The organism is Clostridium sp. AF34-13, assembly GCF_003477845.1.
Taxonomy (GTDB): Bacteria; Bacillota; Clostridia; order Lachnospirales; family Lachnospiraceae; genus Butyribacter; species Butyribacter intestini.
Window position 1 is genome coordinate 233,938 of record NZ_QUEB01000002.1, and the last position, 16,189, is coordinate 250,126.

The 16,189-nt window shown below is 38.9% G+C and carries 10 protein-coding genes; all 10 read right to left on the reverse strand.

Annotated elements, in window-relative coordinates; all coding sequences use genetic code 11:
- Positions 1-123 precede the first annotated feature (123 nt).
- The 10 genes from carB to DWZ63_RS02950 all read right to left on the reverse strand — a co-directional run bounded on the left by carB (position 124) and on the right by DWZ63_RS02950 (position 16,135).
- Positions 124-3,345 carry a carbamoyl-phosphate synthase large subunit gene (gene carB / locus DWZ63_RS02905; protein ID WP_118498639.1) on the reverse strand — a complete coding sequence of 1,074 codons (3,222 nt, stop codon included), beginning with the start codon at positions 3,343-3,345 and terminating at the stop codon, positions 124-126.
- The gene (locus DWZ63_RS02910) at positions 3,345-4,448 is read right to left on the reverse strand and encodes a carbamoyl phosphate synthase small subunit (RefSeq protein WP_022013821.1); all 1,104 of its coding nucleotides are present in this window, start codon (positions 4,446-4,448) and stop codon (positions 3,345-3,347) included. The genes carB and DWZ63_RS02910 overlap by 1 nt, the downstream gene beginning before the upstream one ends.
- A gap of 1 nt (position 4,449) precedes the next feature.
- Positions 4,450-5,010, reverse strand: a complete 561-nt coding sequence (locus tag DWZ63_RS02915) for an ANTAR domain-containing protein (RefSeq protein WP_022013820.1) — start codon at positions 5,008-5,010, stop codon at positions 4,450-4,452.
- A 36-nt stretch (positions 5,011-5,046) separates the two neighbouring features.
- Positions 5,047-6,360, reverse strand: coding sequence for a glutamine synthetase family protein (locus DWZ63_RS02920; protein ID WP_118498641.1), 1,314 nt, complete (start codon positions 6,358-6,360; stop codon positions 5,047-5,049).
- Between the two features lie 544 nt (positions 6,361-6,904).
- On the reverse strand, positions 6,905-8,386 hold the full coding sequence (locus DWZ63_RS02925) for a glutamate synthase subunit beta (RefSeq protein WP_118498643.1): 1,482 nt from the start codon (positions 8,384-8,386) through the stop codon (positions 6,905-6,907).
- Positions 8,387-8,472: 86 nt separating this feature from the next.
- Complete coding sequence (gene gltB / locus DWZ63_RS02930; protein WP_243020466.1) at positions 8,473-13,065, reverse strand: glutamate synthase large subunit; 4,593 nt, start codon at positions 13,063-13,065, stop codon at positions 8,473-8,475.
- A gap of 463 nt (positions 13,066-13,528) precedes the next feature.
- The gene (locus DWZ63_RS02935; RefSeq protein ID WP_118498644.1) at positions 13,529-13,813 is read right to left on the reverse strand and encodes a hypothetical protein; all 285 of its coding nucleotides are present in this window, start codon (positions 13,811-13,813) and stop codon (positions 13,529-13,531) included.
- A 25-nt stretch (positions 13,814-13,838) separates the two neighbouring features.
- Positions 13,839-14,408, reverse strand: a complete 570-nt coding sequence (locus DWZ63_RS02940) for a retron system putative HNH endonuclease (RefSeq protein WP_118498646.1) — start codon at positions 14,406-14,408, stop codon at positions 13,839-13,841.
- Positions 14,405-15,661 carry an AAA family ATPase gene (locus DWZ63_RS02945; protein WP_118498648.1) on the reverse strand — a complete coding sequence of 419 codons (1,257 nt, stop codon included), beginning with the start codon at positions 15,659-15,661 and terminating at the stop codon, positions 14,405-14,407. Before DWZ63_RS02945 ends, DWZ63_RS02940 begins: the two co-directional genes overlap by 4 nt.
- 216 nt (positions 15,662-15,877) lie before the next feature.
- Positions 15,878-16,135 carry a hypothetical protein gene (locus DWZ63_RS02950; RefSeq protein WP_118498650.1) on the reverse strand — a complete coding sequence of 86 codons (258 nt, stop codon included), beginning with the start codon at positions 16,133-16,135 and terminating at the stop codon, positions 15,878-15,880.
- Positions 16,136-16,189: the final 54 nt, after the last annotated feature.

The following is a 16,189-nucleotide window of genomic DNA, read 5'->3' on the forward strand; positions in this document are numbered from 1 at the left end:
TTTGCTTTCTACTTATAATAACCCGGTTATTTAAAGAAGGTTGCATTTTTATATAAATTTTTTAACACAATTTGCAAAAGCAATACAATGATATGGCATCATCAAGCATACCACAACATCATTTTACACCTCGTGCTGTTCTGAGATAGTTGCCACATCTACGATAGAAAGCTTATCCTTGCCCTCTGTCTCAAGTGATGTGAGAAGTGCTGCTGCCGTATCAAGAGATGTAAGGCAGTTTACACCTGTCTCAATGGCTGTTCTTCTGATAAGGAAACCATCTTTAAGCTTGTCATCATGCGTTGGTGTATCTATTACAAGATCTATCTGATGTTCAAGCAACAGATCCATAAGTGTAGGTGCTTCTTCGTTTATACGATTTACAGGTATTGCAAGAACTCCTGCTTCGTTAAATACCTTAGCTGTTCCCCTCGTAGAGAATATGTCATAGCCAAGTTTCTTAAAGCGTTTAGCAATCTCGATTCCCTCTTCTTTATCAGCATCATTAAGAGTGATTATCATCTTCTTATGCTTTGGAAGATCTATTCCTGCTCCCTTAAATGCCTTATAAAGTGCTTCGTTGAAGTCTTTTGAGATACCGAGGCACTCACCTGTTGATTTCATTTCAGGTCCGAGGCTTATCTCTGCTCCCCTAAGTTTTTCAAATGAGAATACAGGCATCTTGATGGCAATATATTTTGACTTCTTTGCAAGTCCTGTTCCATATCCGAAATCTTTAACCTTTGCACCAAGTATTACTTTTGTTGCAAGATCTACGATAGGAATACCTGTTACTTTGCTGATATATGGAACGGTACGGCTTGAACGAGGATTTACCTCAATTACATATACCTGATCATGGTAAACAATAAACTGTATATTTATAAGTCCAATTACATGAAGTGATTTTGCAAGTTTTCTTGTGTAATCGACAAGCATATCCTGTATTCTATCGGTGATAGTCTGTGCAGGATATACCGAGATACTGTCTCCCGAATGAATACCTGCTCTCTCGATATGCTCCATGATACCCGGTATAAGAATATCCTCACCGTCGCATACGGCATCTACCTCTATCTCTTTACCCATAAGATATTTATCAATAAGAATAGGATGCTCCTGATGGTATCTTGTTACAACCTGCATAAATTTCTTTATATCATCATCTGATACTGCTATCTGCATACCCTGTCCGCCAAGTACATATGAAGGACGGATAAGTACCGGATAACCAAGCTCATTTGCGACTTTAAGTGCTTCTTCTGTTGTGAATACCGTATCACCCTTTGCTCTTGGTATCTGACACTCCTCGAGTATCTGATCAAACAACTCTCTATCCTCTGCGGCATCTACATCCTCTGCACTCGTTCCGAGAATCTTAACCCCCATCTTCATAAGTGATTCGGTAAGATTGATAGCTGTCTGTCCACCAAACTGTACCACTGTCCCATCAGGTTTTTCAAGACGGACAATATTTTCAACATCCTCCGGTGTAAGCGGCTCAAAATAGAGTTTATCTGCTATATCAAAGTCTGTACTGACTGTCTCAGGATTGTTATTTATTATAATAGTCTCATAACCTTCTTCCTTAAGTGCCCATACACTGTGAACTGAACAGTAGTCAAACTCTATACCCTGTCCTATTCTGATAGGACCTGAACCAAGAACCATTATCTTTTTCTTTTTAGTTGTATCTTCTACTTCATTTACACCGTCAAAGCAGCTATAATAATATGGAGTTTCTGAAGCAAACTCTGCTGCACAGGTATCAACCATCTTAAATGCTGCCGTGATGCCATACTCATAACGGAGATTTTTAATCTCTTCCTCAGTCTTTCCGGTCCAGCGTGCGATTACATTATCAGGAAATTCAAGTCTCTTAGCTTCTTTTAACAGCTCTTTGTCAAGATTTCCTTTTGACTCTTTAATCTTCTTCTCCATCTCTACGAGAATTGCAAGTTTATCGATAAACCACTTGTCAATCTTTGTAACCTCATGAATTTCATCATAAGAAGCGATTCCTCGGCGGAGTATTTCTGCTATAAGGTAAATTCTGCGGTCATCTACTACTGAAAGATGCTCGAGAACCTCCTCGTCAGACATATTATCATAATCTCCTGTCTCAAGGCAGTCAACATGCTGTGAAAGTGACCTGATGGCTTTCATAAGTCCACCCTCAAAATTCGTGCAGATACTCATAACCTCACCTGTCGCTTTCATCTGCGTGGTAAGAGTTCTCTTTGCACTGATAAATTTATCAAATGGAAGACGAGGTATCTTAACTACCACATAGTCAAGTGCAGGCTCAAAACTTGCATATGTCTTTCCTGTTACGGCATTCGGAATCTCATCAAGCGTATATCCGAGTGCTATCTTTGCTGAAACCTTTGCAATAGGATAACCCGTTGCCTTTGAAGCAAGAGCTGATGAACGGCTTACACGAGGGTTTACCTCTATTACTATATATTCAAATGATGTAGGATGAAGTGCAAACTGAACATTACATCCACCTGTGATTCCAAGTTCGTCGATAATCTTTAAAGCAGATGTACGAAGCATCTGGTACTCTTTGTCTGACAATGTCTGTGACGGTGCAACTACGATACTGTCACCTGTATGAACTCCGACCGGGTCAAGGTTTTCCATGTTGCAGACGGTAATGCAGGTTCCGTTGCTGTCACGCATTACCTCATACTCTATCTCTTTCCATCCTGCGATACATCTCTCTACAAGTACCTGTCCTACTCTCGAAAGTCTAAGACCATTTGAAAGTATCTCCACAAGTTCTTCCTCATTATGTGCTATACCGCCGCCTGAACCTCCGAGCGTATATGCAGGACGAAGTACGACCGGATAACCGATCTTATTTGCAAATTTGATACCGTCTTCAATATTTTCAACGAGTTCTGATGATGCACACGGCTCACCGATTCTCTCCATAAGGTCTTTAAATTCCTGACGACCCTCAGCATTTCTGATAGTCTCTGCTGTCGTTCCGAGAAGTCTTACTCCGTGGCTCTCAAGAAATCCGGACTCAGCAAGCTCCATACCGAGATTAAGACCTGCCTGTCCGCCCATGTTAGGCAAAAGACTATCAGGCTTTTCAACTTCGATTATATGCTGCAATACCTCTGTTGTAAGTGGCTCTATATAGACCTTATCTGCAATATCTTTATCTGTCATAATAGTTGCAGGATTAGAATTGACGAGGATAACTTCCATTCCCTCCTCTTTAAGAGAGCGGCACGCCTGTGTTCCTGCATAATCAAACTCTGCGGCCTGTCCGATTACAATAGGACCAGAACCTATTACAAGTACCCTTTTGATTCCTTCCATCTTTGGCATTATTTATTTCCTCCAATCATCTTCATAAATTCATCAAACAACATTTCTGAGTCTTTAGGACCTGCATTTGCCTCAGGATGAAACTGCACTGTCTTTACAGGCTTTCCTATATATTCAAGTCCCTCAATAGTTCCGTCATTTACATTTACAAACCACGGTTTTGCCACTGATGCATCTATTCCGTCCGCATCTACTACATATCCATGATTCTGTGAAGAAATATATACTTTTCCGGTCTCAAGATTTTTGACTGGATGGTTTGCTCCTCTGTGTCCGTATTTCATCTTATATGTCTTTGCATTATGTGCAAGTGCCATAAGCTGATGACCGAGACAGATTGCAAATACAGGTATATTTGAATCGGCAAGTTTTTTTACCTGTGCGATAATATCTACACACTCAGCAGGATCTCCCGGTCCGTTCGTTATCATAATTCCGTCAGGCTTTGATGCGATAACCTCGTCTGCATCAAAATCACACGGATAAACAGTTACATTGCATCCTCTGTTTAAAAGGCATCTTATAATGTTTTTCTTTGTTCCAACATCAATAACTGCAACATCTTTGTCAGCCGCAACGCTCTCTGAGCCTATATCTCCCGGAACATATTTTTCAATCTTGTCACATGAAACTTTCTTAACTACACCTGTGACTGTATATTCTTTAAGCTTTGGAATGATCTCATCGAGATTATAATTTTCATTTGTTGTTATCATTCCATTCATTGTACCTTTTTCACGAAGTATCTTTGTCAATGCTCTTGTATCTATGCCGCTGATACCCGGAATATCATTTTTTTCAAGGAAATGCTGCACGGTGTCTTCTGAACGGAAATTACTTGGAACTCTTGCAAGTTCTCTAACGATAAAGCCGTCAGGCCAGCCTTTTTTTGACTCCATATCCTTATAGCATATTCCATAGTTTCCAATAAGCGGATACGTCATGGTAACTGCCTGTCCCGCATAACTTGGATCTGTAAGAACCTCTAAATAACCTGTCATTGATGTATTAAAAACAATCTCTGAGATTATCTCTTTGTCAACACCAATACTTTTTCCTTCAAATACTGTTCCATCTTCTAATATAAGAAACGCTTTCTTCATATTAAAATTCCCATTCCTTTCCATTAAGTTCTAATATCATCTCGGCGGTCTCTACTATATTGTTACCGCTGTCCATACTAAGTTTTTGAATATAATGATGTGCTTCGTCTTCTGTCATCTGATTACGTTCCATCAAAAGCTCTTTAGCTGCCGTAATCACTTTTCGGTCATTTTCAGATCTGACTTTTGGTTTTTTCTTCTGCTTCTTCTTCCATCTGTTGTACTGAACCATCATCATCTCAAGAGTGTTCAACAGATCCTGTACCTTAAACGGCATAGCCAGTGAAACAATTCCATCCAAATCGCAATCTGCCAGTTTTGCCGGAGATGCAAGCAAAAGCATAGCAAAGCCTTTTGGAAGATAATCATTTATCTCCGAATAATGCATATCTGAAAATTTGTATCCGGATATAACTATTCCTCCATCAAGACTGTTTACCGCACTCACTATCTGTGCTCCACTGTCACAAACCATGTTTACATCATAACCGTTACGAACAAGAAGCTTTCTTAAATTCTTCGCATCGTCCAATTTTGGAAAAGCTATGATAATATCTGCCATGCAGAAACCTCCTGTCTTCTGTGCAAACAATCGATCCTATAAACTGGTTAAATATCTTTTTGTCTCCCATTGAGTCACCTGAGTACAATATTCATTCCATTCTTTGTCTTTGCTCTTTATGATATGCTCTGAAATGTGGCTGCCAACAATCTCCTGCAGGAAATCATCTTCCTCAAATAATTTTACAGCCTCATAAAGCGTCCTCGGAAGGACTTCACATTTCTGTGCTTCTTTTTCAGATAAGTCATCCATACATACCGGCGGTTCAAGTTCCTCTTTTATACCACTAAGACCGGCTGCAAGGCAGGCTGCGATAACAAGATAAGGATTTGCTGCACCATCAGGACTTCTTAAAACTATCCTCGCACCGTCACTTCCTATTGAAGTAAGTCGTATGAGCGGACTGGAATTTGTTGAAGACCATCCGACTGTGACCGGTGCCAGATAACCCGGTATAAGTCTCTTATATGAATTTACGATAGGGTTATTTATAAGTGACATATTCGCAATATGACTTAATATTCCTGCCATAAACTGATAACCCTCTTTGCTAACTCCCAAATCATCATTTTCATCATTAAAAACATTTTTTCCGTCTTTAAATAATGTAAATGTATAATGTGCTCCTGACCCCTTTGTATCTTTTTTAGGTTTTGGCATAAATGTCGCATTAACACCATGTCTCTTTGCCACGGTCCGTATAACAAGTCTCGATGTCATAATGTTATCTGCCATGTCAAGAGCATCCGCATAACTTAAGTCAAGCACATGCTGTGCAGATTCATCAGAATGATATGATGTTTCAACACTTATCCCCATATCTGCAAGATAAAGTACCATATCACGCCTTGCATTTTCGCCACCGTCAGCAGGTCCAACATCAAAATAGCCGCCCTGTTCACTTGAATGATTGGTCGGCTCTCCGTTCTCACCGAGGTCAAAAAGGAAGAACTCATTCTTGATAGCTACCTTAAATTCATATCCAAGTTCCTTTGCCTCTGAAATAACTTTCTTTAAAATATATCTGCTGTCACCATCAAAAGGTGTGCCGTCAGGCTTAACAACATCACATAAAAAACGTGCAACCTTGCCGTGCTGTGGACGCCAAGGAAAAATAACAAATGTATCTAAGTCCGGAACTAAAAACAGTTCTTCATATCCAGTACCACGGAAACCGTCAATAGCCGCACAATCAAACTTATAATGTCCGTCTAAAATCTTATCAAGCTGGTCAATTGTAGTCGCCATGTTCTTTAAATTTCCGGATATATCCGTGAACTGAAGGCGGATAAATTCTATATCTTCTTCATCAATCAGATCCAATATATCCTGTCTGGTATATTTTGCCATCATGCTTCCTCCTTGTATTATTTATACATAACTACACATTGTTCCTATTATACAAAAAAAACACTCATATGTCAAAGACATTTGCAATTATGTTTATACATTAGTAACAGTTCAGCCATAAAAAGATAATCAGCAATGCATAAGTTCGCTTAATGAATTGCTGATTATCTTTTTATGGTAGAATAGCCTTTCATCTCTGAAATGAAATAAACAAAAGCTGCATAGCAGCGACTGACAGCTTGCTGGCAGGTTTATGAATGTTAGAGATGAAAGGCTGAACTGTTACATACATTATTTTTCCAATCAATAACCATGCCTATTCTCAATCTGCTGCTATACCTGTTCATATACAATCTTTCTGTTCTTTTGCACCAAAAACAGAGGATGTAATCAGATTATACACCCTCTGTTTTCGATCCGGTCACTATTATTCATGTTTATCACAAATAATAACAAACCATCTATTTTATTTTAAGGACTTTACTTTTAATGGCTTTTGTAATTTATTGATATATTTATAGTTATCTTTAACATCTGTAATTTTTTATGGAAGATTTGTGTAACCCATAAGGAACTCATCAACTTCCCTAGCTACATGTCTTCCCTCATTTATTCCCCACACAACGAGCGACTGGCCTCTGTGCATATCACCGGCAGTAAACACCTTATCTACAGATGTTTTATAACTGCCCTCTGCCGTCTCTACATTTGTACGGGCATTTAATTTTACCCCGAACGCTTTTGCAACATAATCCTGAGTACCAAGAAATCCTGCAGCGATAAGTACATAGTCAGCAGGAATCTCAAATTCACTTCCTGCTATCTCGACCATATTTAATCTGCCTGTCTTTGCATCTTTCTTTGGCTCGAGTTTTACAAGTTTAACTTTCTTTAACTTGCCATTCTTGTCAGCGATAAACTCTTTTACAGTTGCCTGATATATTCTCGGATCTTTGCCAAATACTGCTATCGCTTCTTCCTGACCGTAGTCTGTCTTGCAGACACGAGGCCATTCCGGCCACGGATTGTTTGCGGCTCTCTCATCAGGAAGTTTGGGCATCATCTCAATCTGCACTACCGATTTTGCACCCTGTCTTACCGCTGTTCCGACACAGTCATTACCCGTATCACCGCCACCGATGACAACAACATTCTTTCCTTTTGTATCTACCCAGCCGTCTTTTTTGCCCGTAAGCACATGCTTTGTAGAGCGTGTAAGGAAATCTACAGCAAAATAGATTCCATCAGCTTCACGGCCTGTCGCTTTTATATCTCTCGGATTTGATGCTCCGCACGCAAGGATAACACTGTCGTAATCCTTGACAATATCTGCTGCTTTTACTGTTTTTCCTACATCCGCGTTTACGACAAATTTAACGCCTTCTTCTTCCATGACTTTCTGTTTTCTGTCGATAACCCATTTCTCAAGTTTCATATTTGGAATACCGTACATAAGAAGTCCGCCGATATGGTCATTTCTCTCAAAAACGGTTACATCATGACCTCTCCTGTTAAGCTGATCTGCTGCCGCAAGTCCTGAAGGACCTGAGCCGATGATTGCAACTTTCTTGCCTGTGCGTACCTTAGGCTTTCTAGCCTCCATAAGTCCGTTTGCATATCCATACTCTACAATGGCATTCTCATTTGCCTTACATGTTACCGGCGAATCGTTAAGCCCGCATGTGCAGGCTGCTTCACAGAGTGCCGGGCATACTCTCGATGTAAACTCCGGAAAATTGTTAGTCTGGCGGAGCATCTGAAGTGCCTCTTTCATACATCCGTGATAGAGAAGATCATTCCATTCAGGCACGAGATTGTTTAAAGGACAACCTGATGCCATTCCATTTATCATCATACCTGACTGGCAGAACGGAACACCACAGTTCATACATCTTGAAGCCTGTTCTTTTCTATCCTTATCACTCATAGGAGTGTGAAATTCATTAAAGTTCTTTATTCTCTCTAAAGGCTCTACTGCCTTATTATTTTTTCTTTCATATTCAAGAAATCCGGTTGGTTTGCCCATAATTATCCTCCTTATCCTGTCGCTCAAACATCACCGCACTGCCCGACTGTGTGTCAGGCGTGCGTATAAACAGTATTTCCTATAGTTTATGCCTGATTTTTGTGTGCATAAAATGCTTCTATCTGTGCCTGCTCGTAGCTTAATCCTCTTTCTTCCATCTGAGCGATAAGCTGAAGCATCTTGCTGTAATCATAAGAAATTATCTTTTTAAACTTAGGAAGATAATCACTGAAGTTTTCAAGGATATTCTTTCCTTTTGCTGAATTTGTAGCTTCAACATGCTCCTCTATTATCTTCTTTAACTCAAGTACATCATATTTGTCTGTTACCGGCTGTGATGAGACAAGGTCTTTGTTAAGTTTAAGGTAAAGGTCACTGTTCTCATCAAGTACATATGCGACACCGCCGCTCATACCAGCCGCAAAGTTCTTTCCTGTAGGTCCGAGTATAACCACGCGACCGCCTGTCATGTACTCACATCCGTGGTCGCCGACACCCTCAACAACTGCCGTTGCTCCTGAGTTACGGACACAGAAACGCTCACCGGCAATACCGTTTATAAATGCCTTACCGCTTGTAGCACCATACAGTGCAACATTACCAATAATGATATTATCCTCTGCCTTAAATTTAGAACCTGCCTGTGGATATACAACAATTTTTCCGCCTGAAAGACCTTTTCCGAGATAATCATTTGAATCACCGACAAGTTCAAGTTTAAGCCCCTTAGGGATAAATGCACCGAAGCTCTGACCGCCGCTTCCGTGACACTCAACAGTAATAGTGTCCTCCTCAAGCGTATCACTGAATTTCTTTGTAATCTCTGAACCAAGTATCGTACCAAATGTACGGTTGATATTTGTCACATCGACTGTAACTTTTGCCGGTTCTCCTGTCTGGAGTGATTTTTTAAGTTTAGGAAGTAAAACTTTTTCATCTATTGTCTTTTCAAGTTCAAAGTTATATACATTCTTTGGATTGAATTTGTTTTCTTTTCTCTCATTTGCAAATGATGAGTCAATTATCTCGTTAAAGTTGATGTGATGTTCCTTAACCTTTGGATCATCCTTAACTTTAAGAAGGTCTGTGCGGCCGATGAGGTCATCGACTTTCTTAATTCCAAGTAAAGCCATGTACTCACGAAGTTCCTGTGCGATAAACTTCATAAAGTTCTCAACATATTCAGGCTTTCCTTTAAATCTCTTTCTGAGTTCAGGATTCTGTGTTGCAACACCTACAGGGCAGGTATCGAGATTACATACACGCATCATTACGCAGCCCATTGTTACAAGCGGTGCTGTTGCAAATCCATACTCTTCTGCTCCAAGAAGTGCTGCCACAAGCACATCACGGCCTGTCATAAGTTTACCGTCTGTCTCAATACGGACACGGGAACGGAGTCCGTTCATTATTAGTGTCTGGTGTGTCTCCGCAAGACCAAGCTCCCACGGAAGGCCAGCATTGTAGATTGAACTTCTAGGTGCTGCTCCGGTACCTCCGTCATATCCTGAGATAAGGATAACTGCTGCTCCGGCTTTTGCAACACCGGCTGCTACAGTACCTACTCCGGCTTCTGAAACAAGTTTAACTGATATTCTCGCATCTTTATTACTATTCTTTAGGTCATAGATAAGCTGTGCCAAGTCCTCAATAGAATAGATGTCATGATGTGGCGGAGGTGAAATAAGACTTACACCAGGTGTTGAATGTCTTGTCTTTGCAACCCACGGATAAACCTTTCCTCCCGGAAGATGACCTCCCTCACCAGGCTTAGCTCCCTGTGCCATCTTAATCTGGATTTCCTTTGCACTTACAAGATAACGCGATGTTACACCAAAACGACCTGATGCAACCTGCTTTATTGCTGAACATCTGTCCTCCGGCTGTCCTGCTGTAAGAAGTCTGTCAAGACTCTCACCACCCTCACCACTGTTTGATTTGCCGTGAAGATGATTCATCGCAATGGCAAGTGTTTCATGTGCCTCCTGTGAAATAGAACCGTAAGACATGGCACCTGTCTTAAATCTCTTAACAATCTCGTCAACACTCTCAACCTCATCGATAGAAATGCCTTTCTTAGGATAATTAAAGTCAAGCATACTTCTGAGTGTTACATTGTGCTCTTTTTCATCTATACATTTTGAATACTGTTTAAACAGTTCATAGCTTCCTGTCCATGCAGCCTGCTGTAAAAGATGTATAGTCTCAGGATTATATAAATGTTCCTCCTTGTGACCTCTCTCTTTGTGCTGGCCACGGCTCTCAAGATTCATATCCGTTTCAAGACCGAGCGGATCAAATGCTGCTGAATGAAGTGTATCGACCTGTTTTTCAATATCCTCAAGTGTAATATCTCCTGCACAGCATACAGTGTCAGTAAAGTATTTCTCGATAACATCCTCTGAAATACCAATGGCTTCAAAAATCTTTGAACCCTGGTATGACTGAATTGTAGAAATACCCATTTTTGATGTAATCTTGACAATTCCGTGAAGGACCGCTGCGTCATAATCATCAACCGCTGCATAATAATCTTTGTCAAGAAGATTCTGCCCGATAAGCTCTTTTATAGTGCTGTGGGCAAGATAAGGATTTATCGCACAGGCACCATATCCCAATATTGTAGCAAAGTGATGTACTTCTCTTGGCTCTGCTGATTCAAGTATCATTGCAACACTTGTTCTCTTCTTTGTAGTTACAAGATGCTGCTGCATTGAAGCTACCGCAAGAAGTGACGGTATAGCCACATGATTCTCATCAACTCCTCTGTCAGTAAGGATAAGAATGTTTGCACCCTCCTTGTAAGCTCTGTCAGCTTCAAGACACATACGGTCAAGTGCTTTCTTAAGTGATGTATTCTTATAATAAGTAATAGGAATATCAACGCACTTAAATCCCTCTTTATCCATATATTTAATCTTCATAAGGTCAGTGTCAGTAAGGATAGGATTGCGGATTTTAAGCACCTTGCAGTTGTCAGCCTTTTCTTCAAGCAGATTTCCGTCCTCACCGATATAAACGCTTGTCGATGTTACGATTTCCTCTCTTATCGCATCAATAGGAGGGTTTGTAACCTGTGCAAAAAGCTGTTTAAAATAGTTGAACAATGGCTGCGGCTTATCTGAAAGCATTGGAAGCGGTGTATCAGTACCCATTGAAGCAATAGGCTCTGCACCTTTCTGTGCCATAGGAAGAATCGACTCCTTGTAATCCTCATAAGTATAACCGAATGCCTTCTGAAGTCTTGCTCTCTCCTCGTCAGTAAACTCCACTACTTTCTTATTAGGAATACGAAGTTCCTTTAAAGTAACAAGATTGCTGTTAAGCCACTCACCATAAGGCTGGCGTGAAGCATATTTTTCTTTAAGCACTTCATCATCGATAAGCTCACCCTTGACTGTATCAACAAGAAGCATACGACCCGGTCTTAATCTGTCTTTCTTAACAATCTTTTCAGGCGGAATGTCGAACACGCCTACTTCTGAAGAAAGGATAAGCTGGTCATCTGTTGTAATGTAATAACGTGATGGACGAAGACCGTTTCTGTCAAGAACCGCTCCCATAATATCACCGTCAGAGAAAAGGATTGAAGCCGGTCCATCCCAAGGCTCCATCATCGTCGCATAATACTGATAGAAATCTCTCTTTTTCTGGCTGACGCTCATGTCATGTTCCCACGGTTCAGGAATGGTTATCATAACAGCAAGCGGAAGCTCCATACCGCTCATCACAAGAAACTCAAGTGTATTATCAAGTCTTGCCGAATCAGAACCGTTTGGATTGACAACCGGAAGAACCTTGTGGAAATCATTTGCAAGGAGTGAAGTTTCCATAGTCTCCTCACGGGCGAGCATCTTGTCGGCATTACCTACGATAGTATTTATCTCACCGTTGTGAACGATAAATCTGTTCGGATGTGCTCTCATCCAGCTTGGATTTGTATTTGTACTAAATCTTGAATGTACCGTTGCGATAGCTGATACATAATCAGAATCCTGAAGGTCTTTAAAGAAAAGACGAAGCTGTCCTACTAGAAACATACCTTTATAGACTATCGTACGGCTTGAAAATGAAACAACATATGTGTCATCGTTACTCTGTTCAAACACACGGCGTGCAACATAGAGTTTGCGGTCAAAATCAAGTCCTTTCTCAACCTCCTCAGGTCTTTTAACAAATGCCTGCATGATGTATGGCATACATTCAAGTGCCTTATGTCCTAATATTTCAGGCTCAGTAGGAACTTTTCTCCAGCCGAGAAGTTCAAGCCCCTCCTTTTCAATAATGACTTCAAACATCTTTTTGGCACGGTTTCTTTTAAGTTCATCCTGTGGAAAGAAAAACATTCCGATACCGTAATCTCTCTCATCTCCGAGTTCAAAACCGAGTGGTTTAACTGCCTTTTTAAAGAATTTATGTGAAATCTGTAAGAGAATACCAACACCGTCACCGGTCTTTCCCTCAGCATCCTTACCTGCACGATGCTCCAGCTTCTCGACAATGTCAAGAGCTCCGGAAACAGTATCATGTGTCTTATTTCCTTTGATATTTACAATAGAACCGATACCACAGTTATCATGTTCATAACGGGGATCGTAAAGACCTCTCTTTTCATGATCAATAACCTTTGAGGCTTCATCTAAAACCCTGCTGTTACAAGTTTCAGTATTTGTCATCATTATTACCTCCATATCAATATTTTACAATTTTGTGTTTTGTTTTACTGCTGTCTGCTGCAGCTACTATGAAACAGACAACACTCAATACTCTTTGGATACATTTAATTTACATATAGCAAACAAAAAGAGGCTCAGCAAATAACTGAAAACACACATGGAACATTTTTCATGTAAAAAAGTCCTATCATGTAAACAGATACTATATCAAAAGACACTTCCGGCAAAAAGCCATACCAGTCCTGTGATACAAATATCCCTTTACTGATAATTGTTTTCATATCATTTGCTGAACCCCTTTGTTCATCAAACTGGTTTGATTATATATTTTTTGAGCAAAAAAAGCAAGATTATTTAGTAAAATTATACTTTTTACTAATAAAATTAAGTAAAATTGCTTTTTACTTTATTTTCTTTATTCACTCGAACTTATATTCTAAATAAATTATTGATAAAATTTATTTTTTTAAGAGGAGTTTTGATGCTTATTTTGTATCAGAGGCGATAAGAACCTTTTATCCACTTGATTATTCTCTTCAATAAGTCTAAACAACATTTCATGAAACGATTCACCTGCTTCCTGCACTAAAGCCGAAAGATCCTGTTTCTGCTGTTCAAACTTTTTTCCACTACTTTTAGTTATTTCTTCTTCATTTATATCAGGACATAAAAAATCTTCTTCTACACTTGCTACATAATTTAGCTTTATGTATATTTCAAGTTTTCTTTCTAAATTATTGTCTAAAACCATCTAATTATCTCCCGCTGTCTGTTCCTCACCCATTCACATACCACTTAATCACATTATAATAAGGCTGGTACTCCTCGTCCTGTTCATTCATATACACCAGTTTTATCGTTTCTTTGTCAAGATGCTGCAACTGCTGATATACCGCCCTGCGTGCTTCACGCAATTCATAGTCATTTAAATTTAAAAGGTTTATTGTGTATTCATCCCCTACTATTGTTCCATTTCCATAATATGCAAACTTTTTCTCACACTCCTGTTCTAATGGAGACACAAATTTATCCGAATCATATTTGTTTTCCTTTTTTCTTCCGCAGGTTCTTATTGTATTACAACTTGCCACAAGATTTGAATAATCTAATGAGCGTTTACTCACATATTTCCCCGGATTTCTTGGTTCTATATGCTCATTATGAACATTTTCCTTTTTTATTCTGCCACAACAATATGCACAGATTCCTTTTTGCTCTTTTATAAGTACATCTGTAAGAATTCCTCTGTAATGTGCAAATTCTTCCGAATCATAAGTCTTATCGGGATTTTTTCGATTAAACTCACTCAAAAACTCTGGTTCTTCAGACTTTTCAATATATATCATATATATCTTCTCCTCTTTAATTCCATCCTTGCCGTAATAACATCCGGATGGTTCTCACTTGTAATTTCAGCAAGTGCATTTATTTTCACTTCTGCCTGCTCAAATAATCTACTGTTTATATCATCATATATCGAGTCTATAAAACTTTTTATTTTTTCATTAATAGAACTTGTATCCATAAACTGTTCTAAAACAGCATTCGCATCATATCCGTTTAACTGTTTATTTTTTTGAATACTAAATTTTCCTTCACTGTTATCTATAAAAAACAGATTATAATTTTCATCAGCTTCACTTAATACAATAGGTGAATGTGTAGTAATAATAAACTGTATATTCGGAAAAGTATCTCTTAATGCAAATAACACTTTTCTCTGCCATGATGGGTGCATATGCAATTCCACTTCATCAATCAGTACGATTCCCTCTCCAAGCAATGGATTTTCTTTATTTGGATTTGCTAAAGTAAGCCTTCTCGCCAAATCACCAAACAAAGCTAATGTGCATTTTTCCCCATCAGACATTTGAGAAACATTCAAGCTGATATTTGCCTTGTTTATTTTCATTTCCAAACGAGGTTTTCTTACAACACGAAGATTGGAGCAGCCATCTAACATTGACAAAATCGCCTTTCTTACCGCTTGCAGAGAATTATCTTCATATTTTAAATTTCCCGTCTCTATTTTTTGCTCATTTTCATAATCTTCCTGATTTCTATACCACTCGAAAAAAGTCCTAAAGTCTATTTTATTTTCAATCGCCTTTTCAAATGCAGAATATATATCAAAAGTATGGTGTGTTCTAATGCGCAAAGGTATATCCAACACAAGCCGGTTTGTCCCATAATTTGCAAAAATAGGAATATCATTCTGTTTTTCATCACTAATATACTTTTCATGGAATATCTCAACAATTTCATTTAATGCTTTTTTGTTATGTGTTTTTCTTCCGCTACTTCGCACCATATTTTTTGAATATTCAAACTCCGTACCTTCAAATTCAATCGTTGCGTGTATGCTTGTTCCACTTTTTCCATACATAATATCTTCTAATTGAATAGCATAGTTTTGTTTTAATTCTTTTCTGTTTACAACCTGATTTATAATATTTGCAAACAATAAATTAACAGAACGAAGAATACTTGATTTCCCTGTTCCGTTAATTCCAAAAATAACCGTACTTTTACCGTCAAATTCAATAATTGCATCATCAATAGCTCTAAAATTTGTTAATTTAATCTGTTTTAGTCGCATCAGCCACTTCTCCTATATTATATTTATTCTCAATTGTTTCATACCAAACCTGCAGTTTCTTCGATATATTTTTATATAATTAATTATACCACATATCAAGCGGATATTCGCAATCCGCTTTGCTGCCTGCTCATACATTTAAACACCACTTCCAATAACTTAACAAAATAGTGTCCTTTTCTGTTTATGTTTGTCCGAATAAAATTTTATGCTAACCTAACTCCAATACGGCTTCTGGTCCTTATGCGTAAATCCCTCAAGTTCCCTCTTATACCTCGTAAGCCTTGCTTCATATTCTAACTTTTTCTTTTCGCTAAGCTGCCCTGACTCCCAAAATTCATTTATCCTAGTTTCAAGACAGACAACCGCCTCCTGCGCCGCATCTTTATAATTATTTGCAGCATTCGACTCTATCTGTGCTATTATCTCATCAAGTTCTTTATTAACTTTACCATTCTTAAAAAATCCATACATTTTAAACCCATTCCTTCTTATCCTATTTTCTATAGTATAACAGTACATCCCAAA

What these genes read in the sequence shown, in the direction of transcription:
- carB (WP_118498639.1), bottom strand. Translation starts at nt 3,345, where the DNA reads ATGCCAAAGATGGAAGGAATCAAAAGGGTACTTGTAATAGGTTCTGGT.
- DWZ63_RS02910 (WP_022013821.1), bottom strand. Translation starts at nt 4,448, where the DNA reads ATGAAGAAAGCGTTTCTTATATTAGAAGATGGAACAGTATTTGAAGGA.
- DWZ63_RS02915 (WP_022013820.1), bottom strand. Translation starts at nt 5,010, where the DNA reads ATGGCAGATATTATCATAGCTTTTCCAAAATTGGACGATGCGAAGAAT.
- DWZ63_RS02920 (WP_118498641.1), bottom strand. Translation starts at nt 6,360, where the DNA reads ATGGCAAAATATACCAGACAGGATATATTGGATCTGATTGATGAAGAA.
- DWZ63_RS02925 (WP_118498643.1), bottom strand. Translation starts at nt 8,386, where the DNA reads ATGGGCAAACCAACCGGATTTCTTGAATATGAAAGAAAAAATAATAAG.
- gltB (WP_243020466.1), bottom strand. Translation starts at nt 13,065, where the DNA reads ATGATGACAAATACTGAAACTTGTAACAGCAGGGTTTTAGATGAAGCC.
- DWZ63_RS02935 (WP_118498644.1), bottom strand. Translation starts at nt 13,813, where the DNA reads ATGGTTTTAGACAATAATTTAGAAAGAAAACTTGAAATATACATAAAG.
- DWZ63_RS02940 (WP_118498646.1), bottom strand. Translation starts at nt 14,408, where the DNA reads ATGATATATATTGAAAAGTCTGAAGAACCAGAGTTTTTGAGTGAGTTT.
- DWZ63_RS02945 (WP_118498648.1), bottom strand. Translation starts at nt 15,661, where the DNA reads ATGCGACTAAAACAGATTAAATTAACAAATTTTAGAGCTATTGATGAT.
- DWZ63_RS02950 (WP_118498650.1), bottom strand. Translation starts at nt 16,135, where the DNA reads ATGTATGGATTTTTTAAGAATGGTAAAGTTAATAAAGAACTTGATGAG.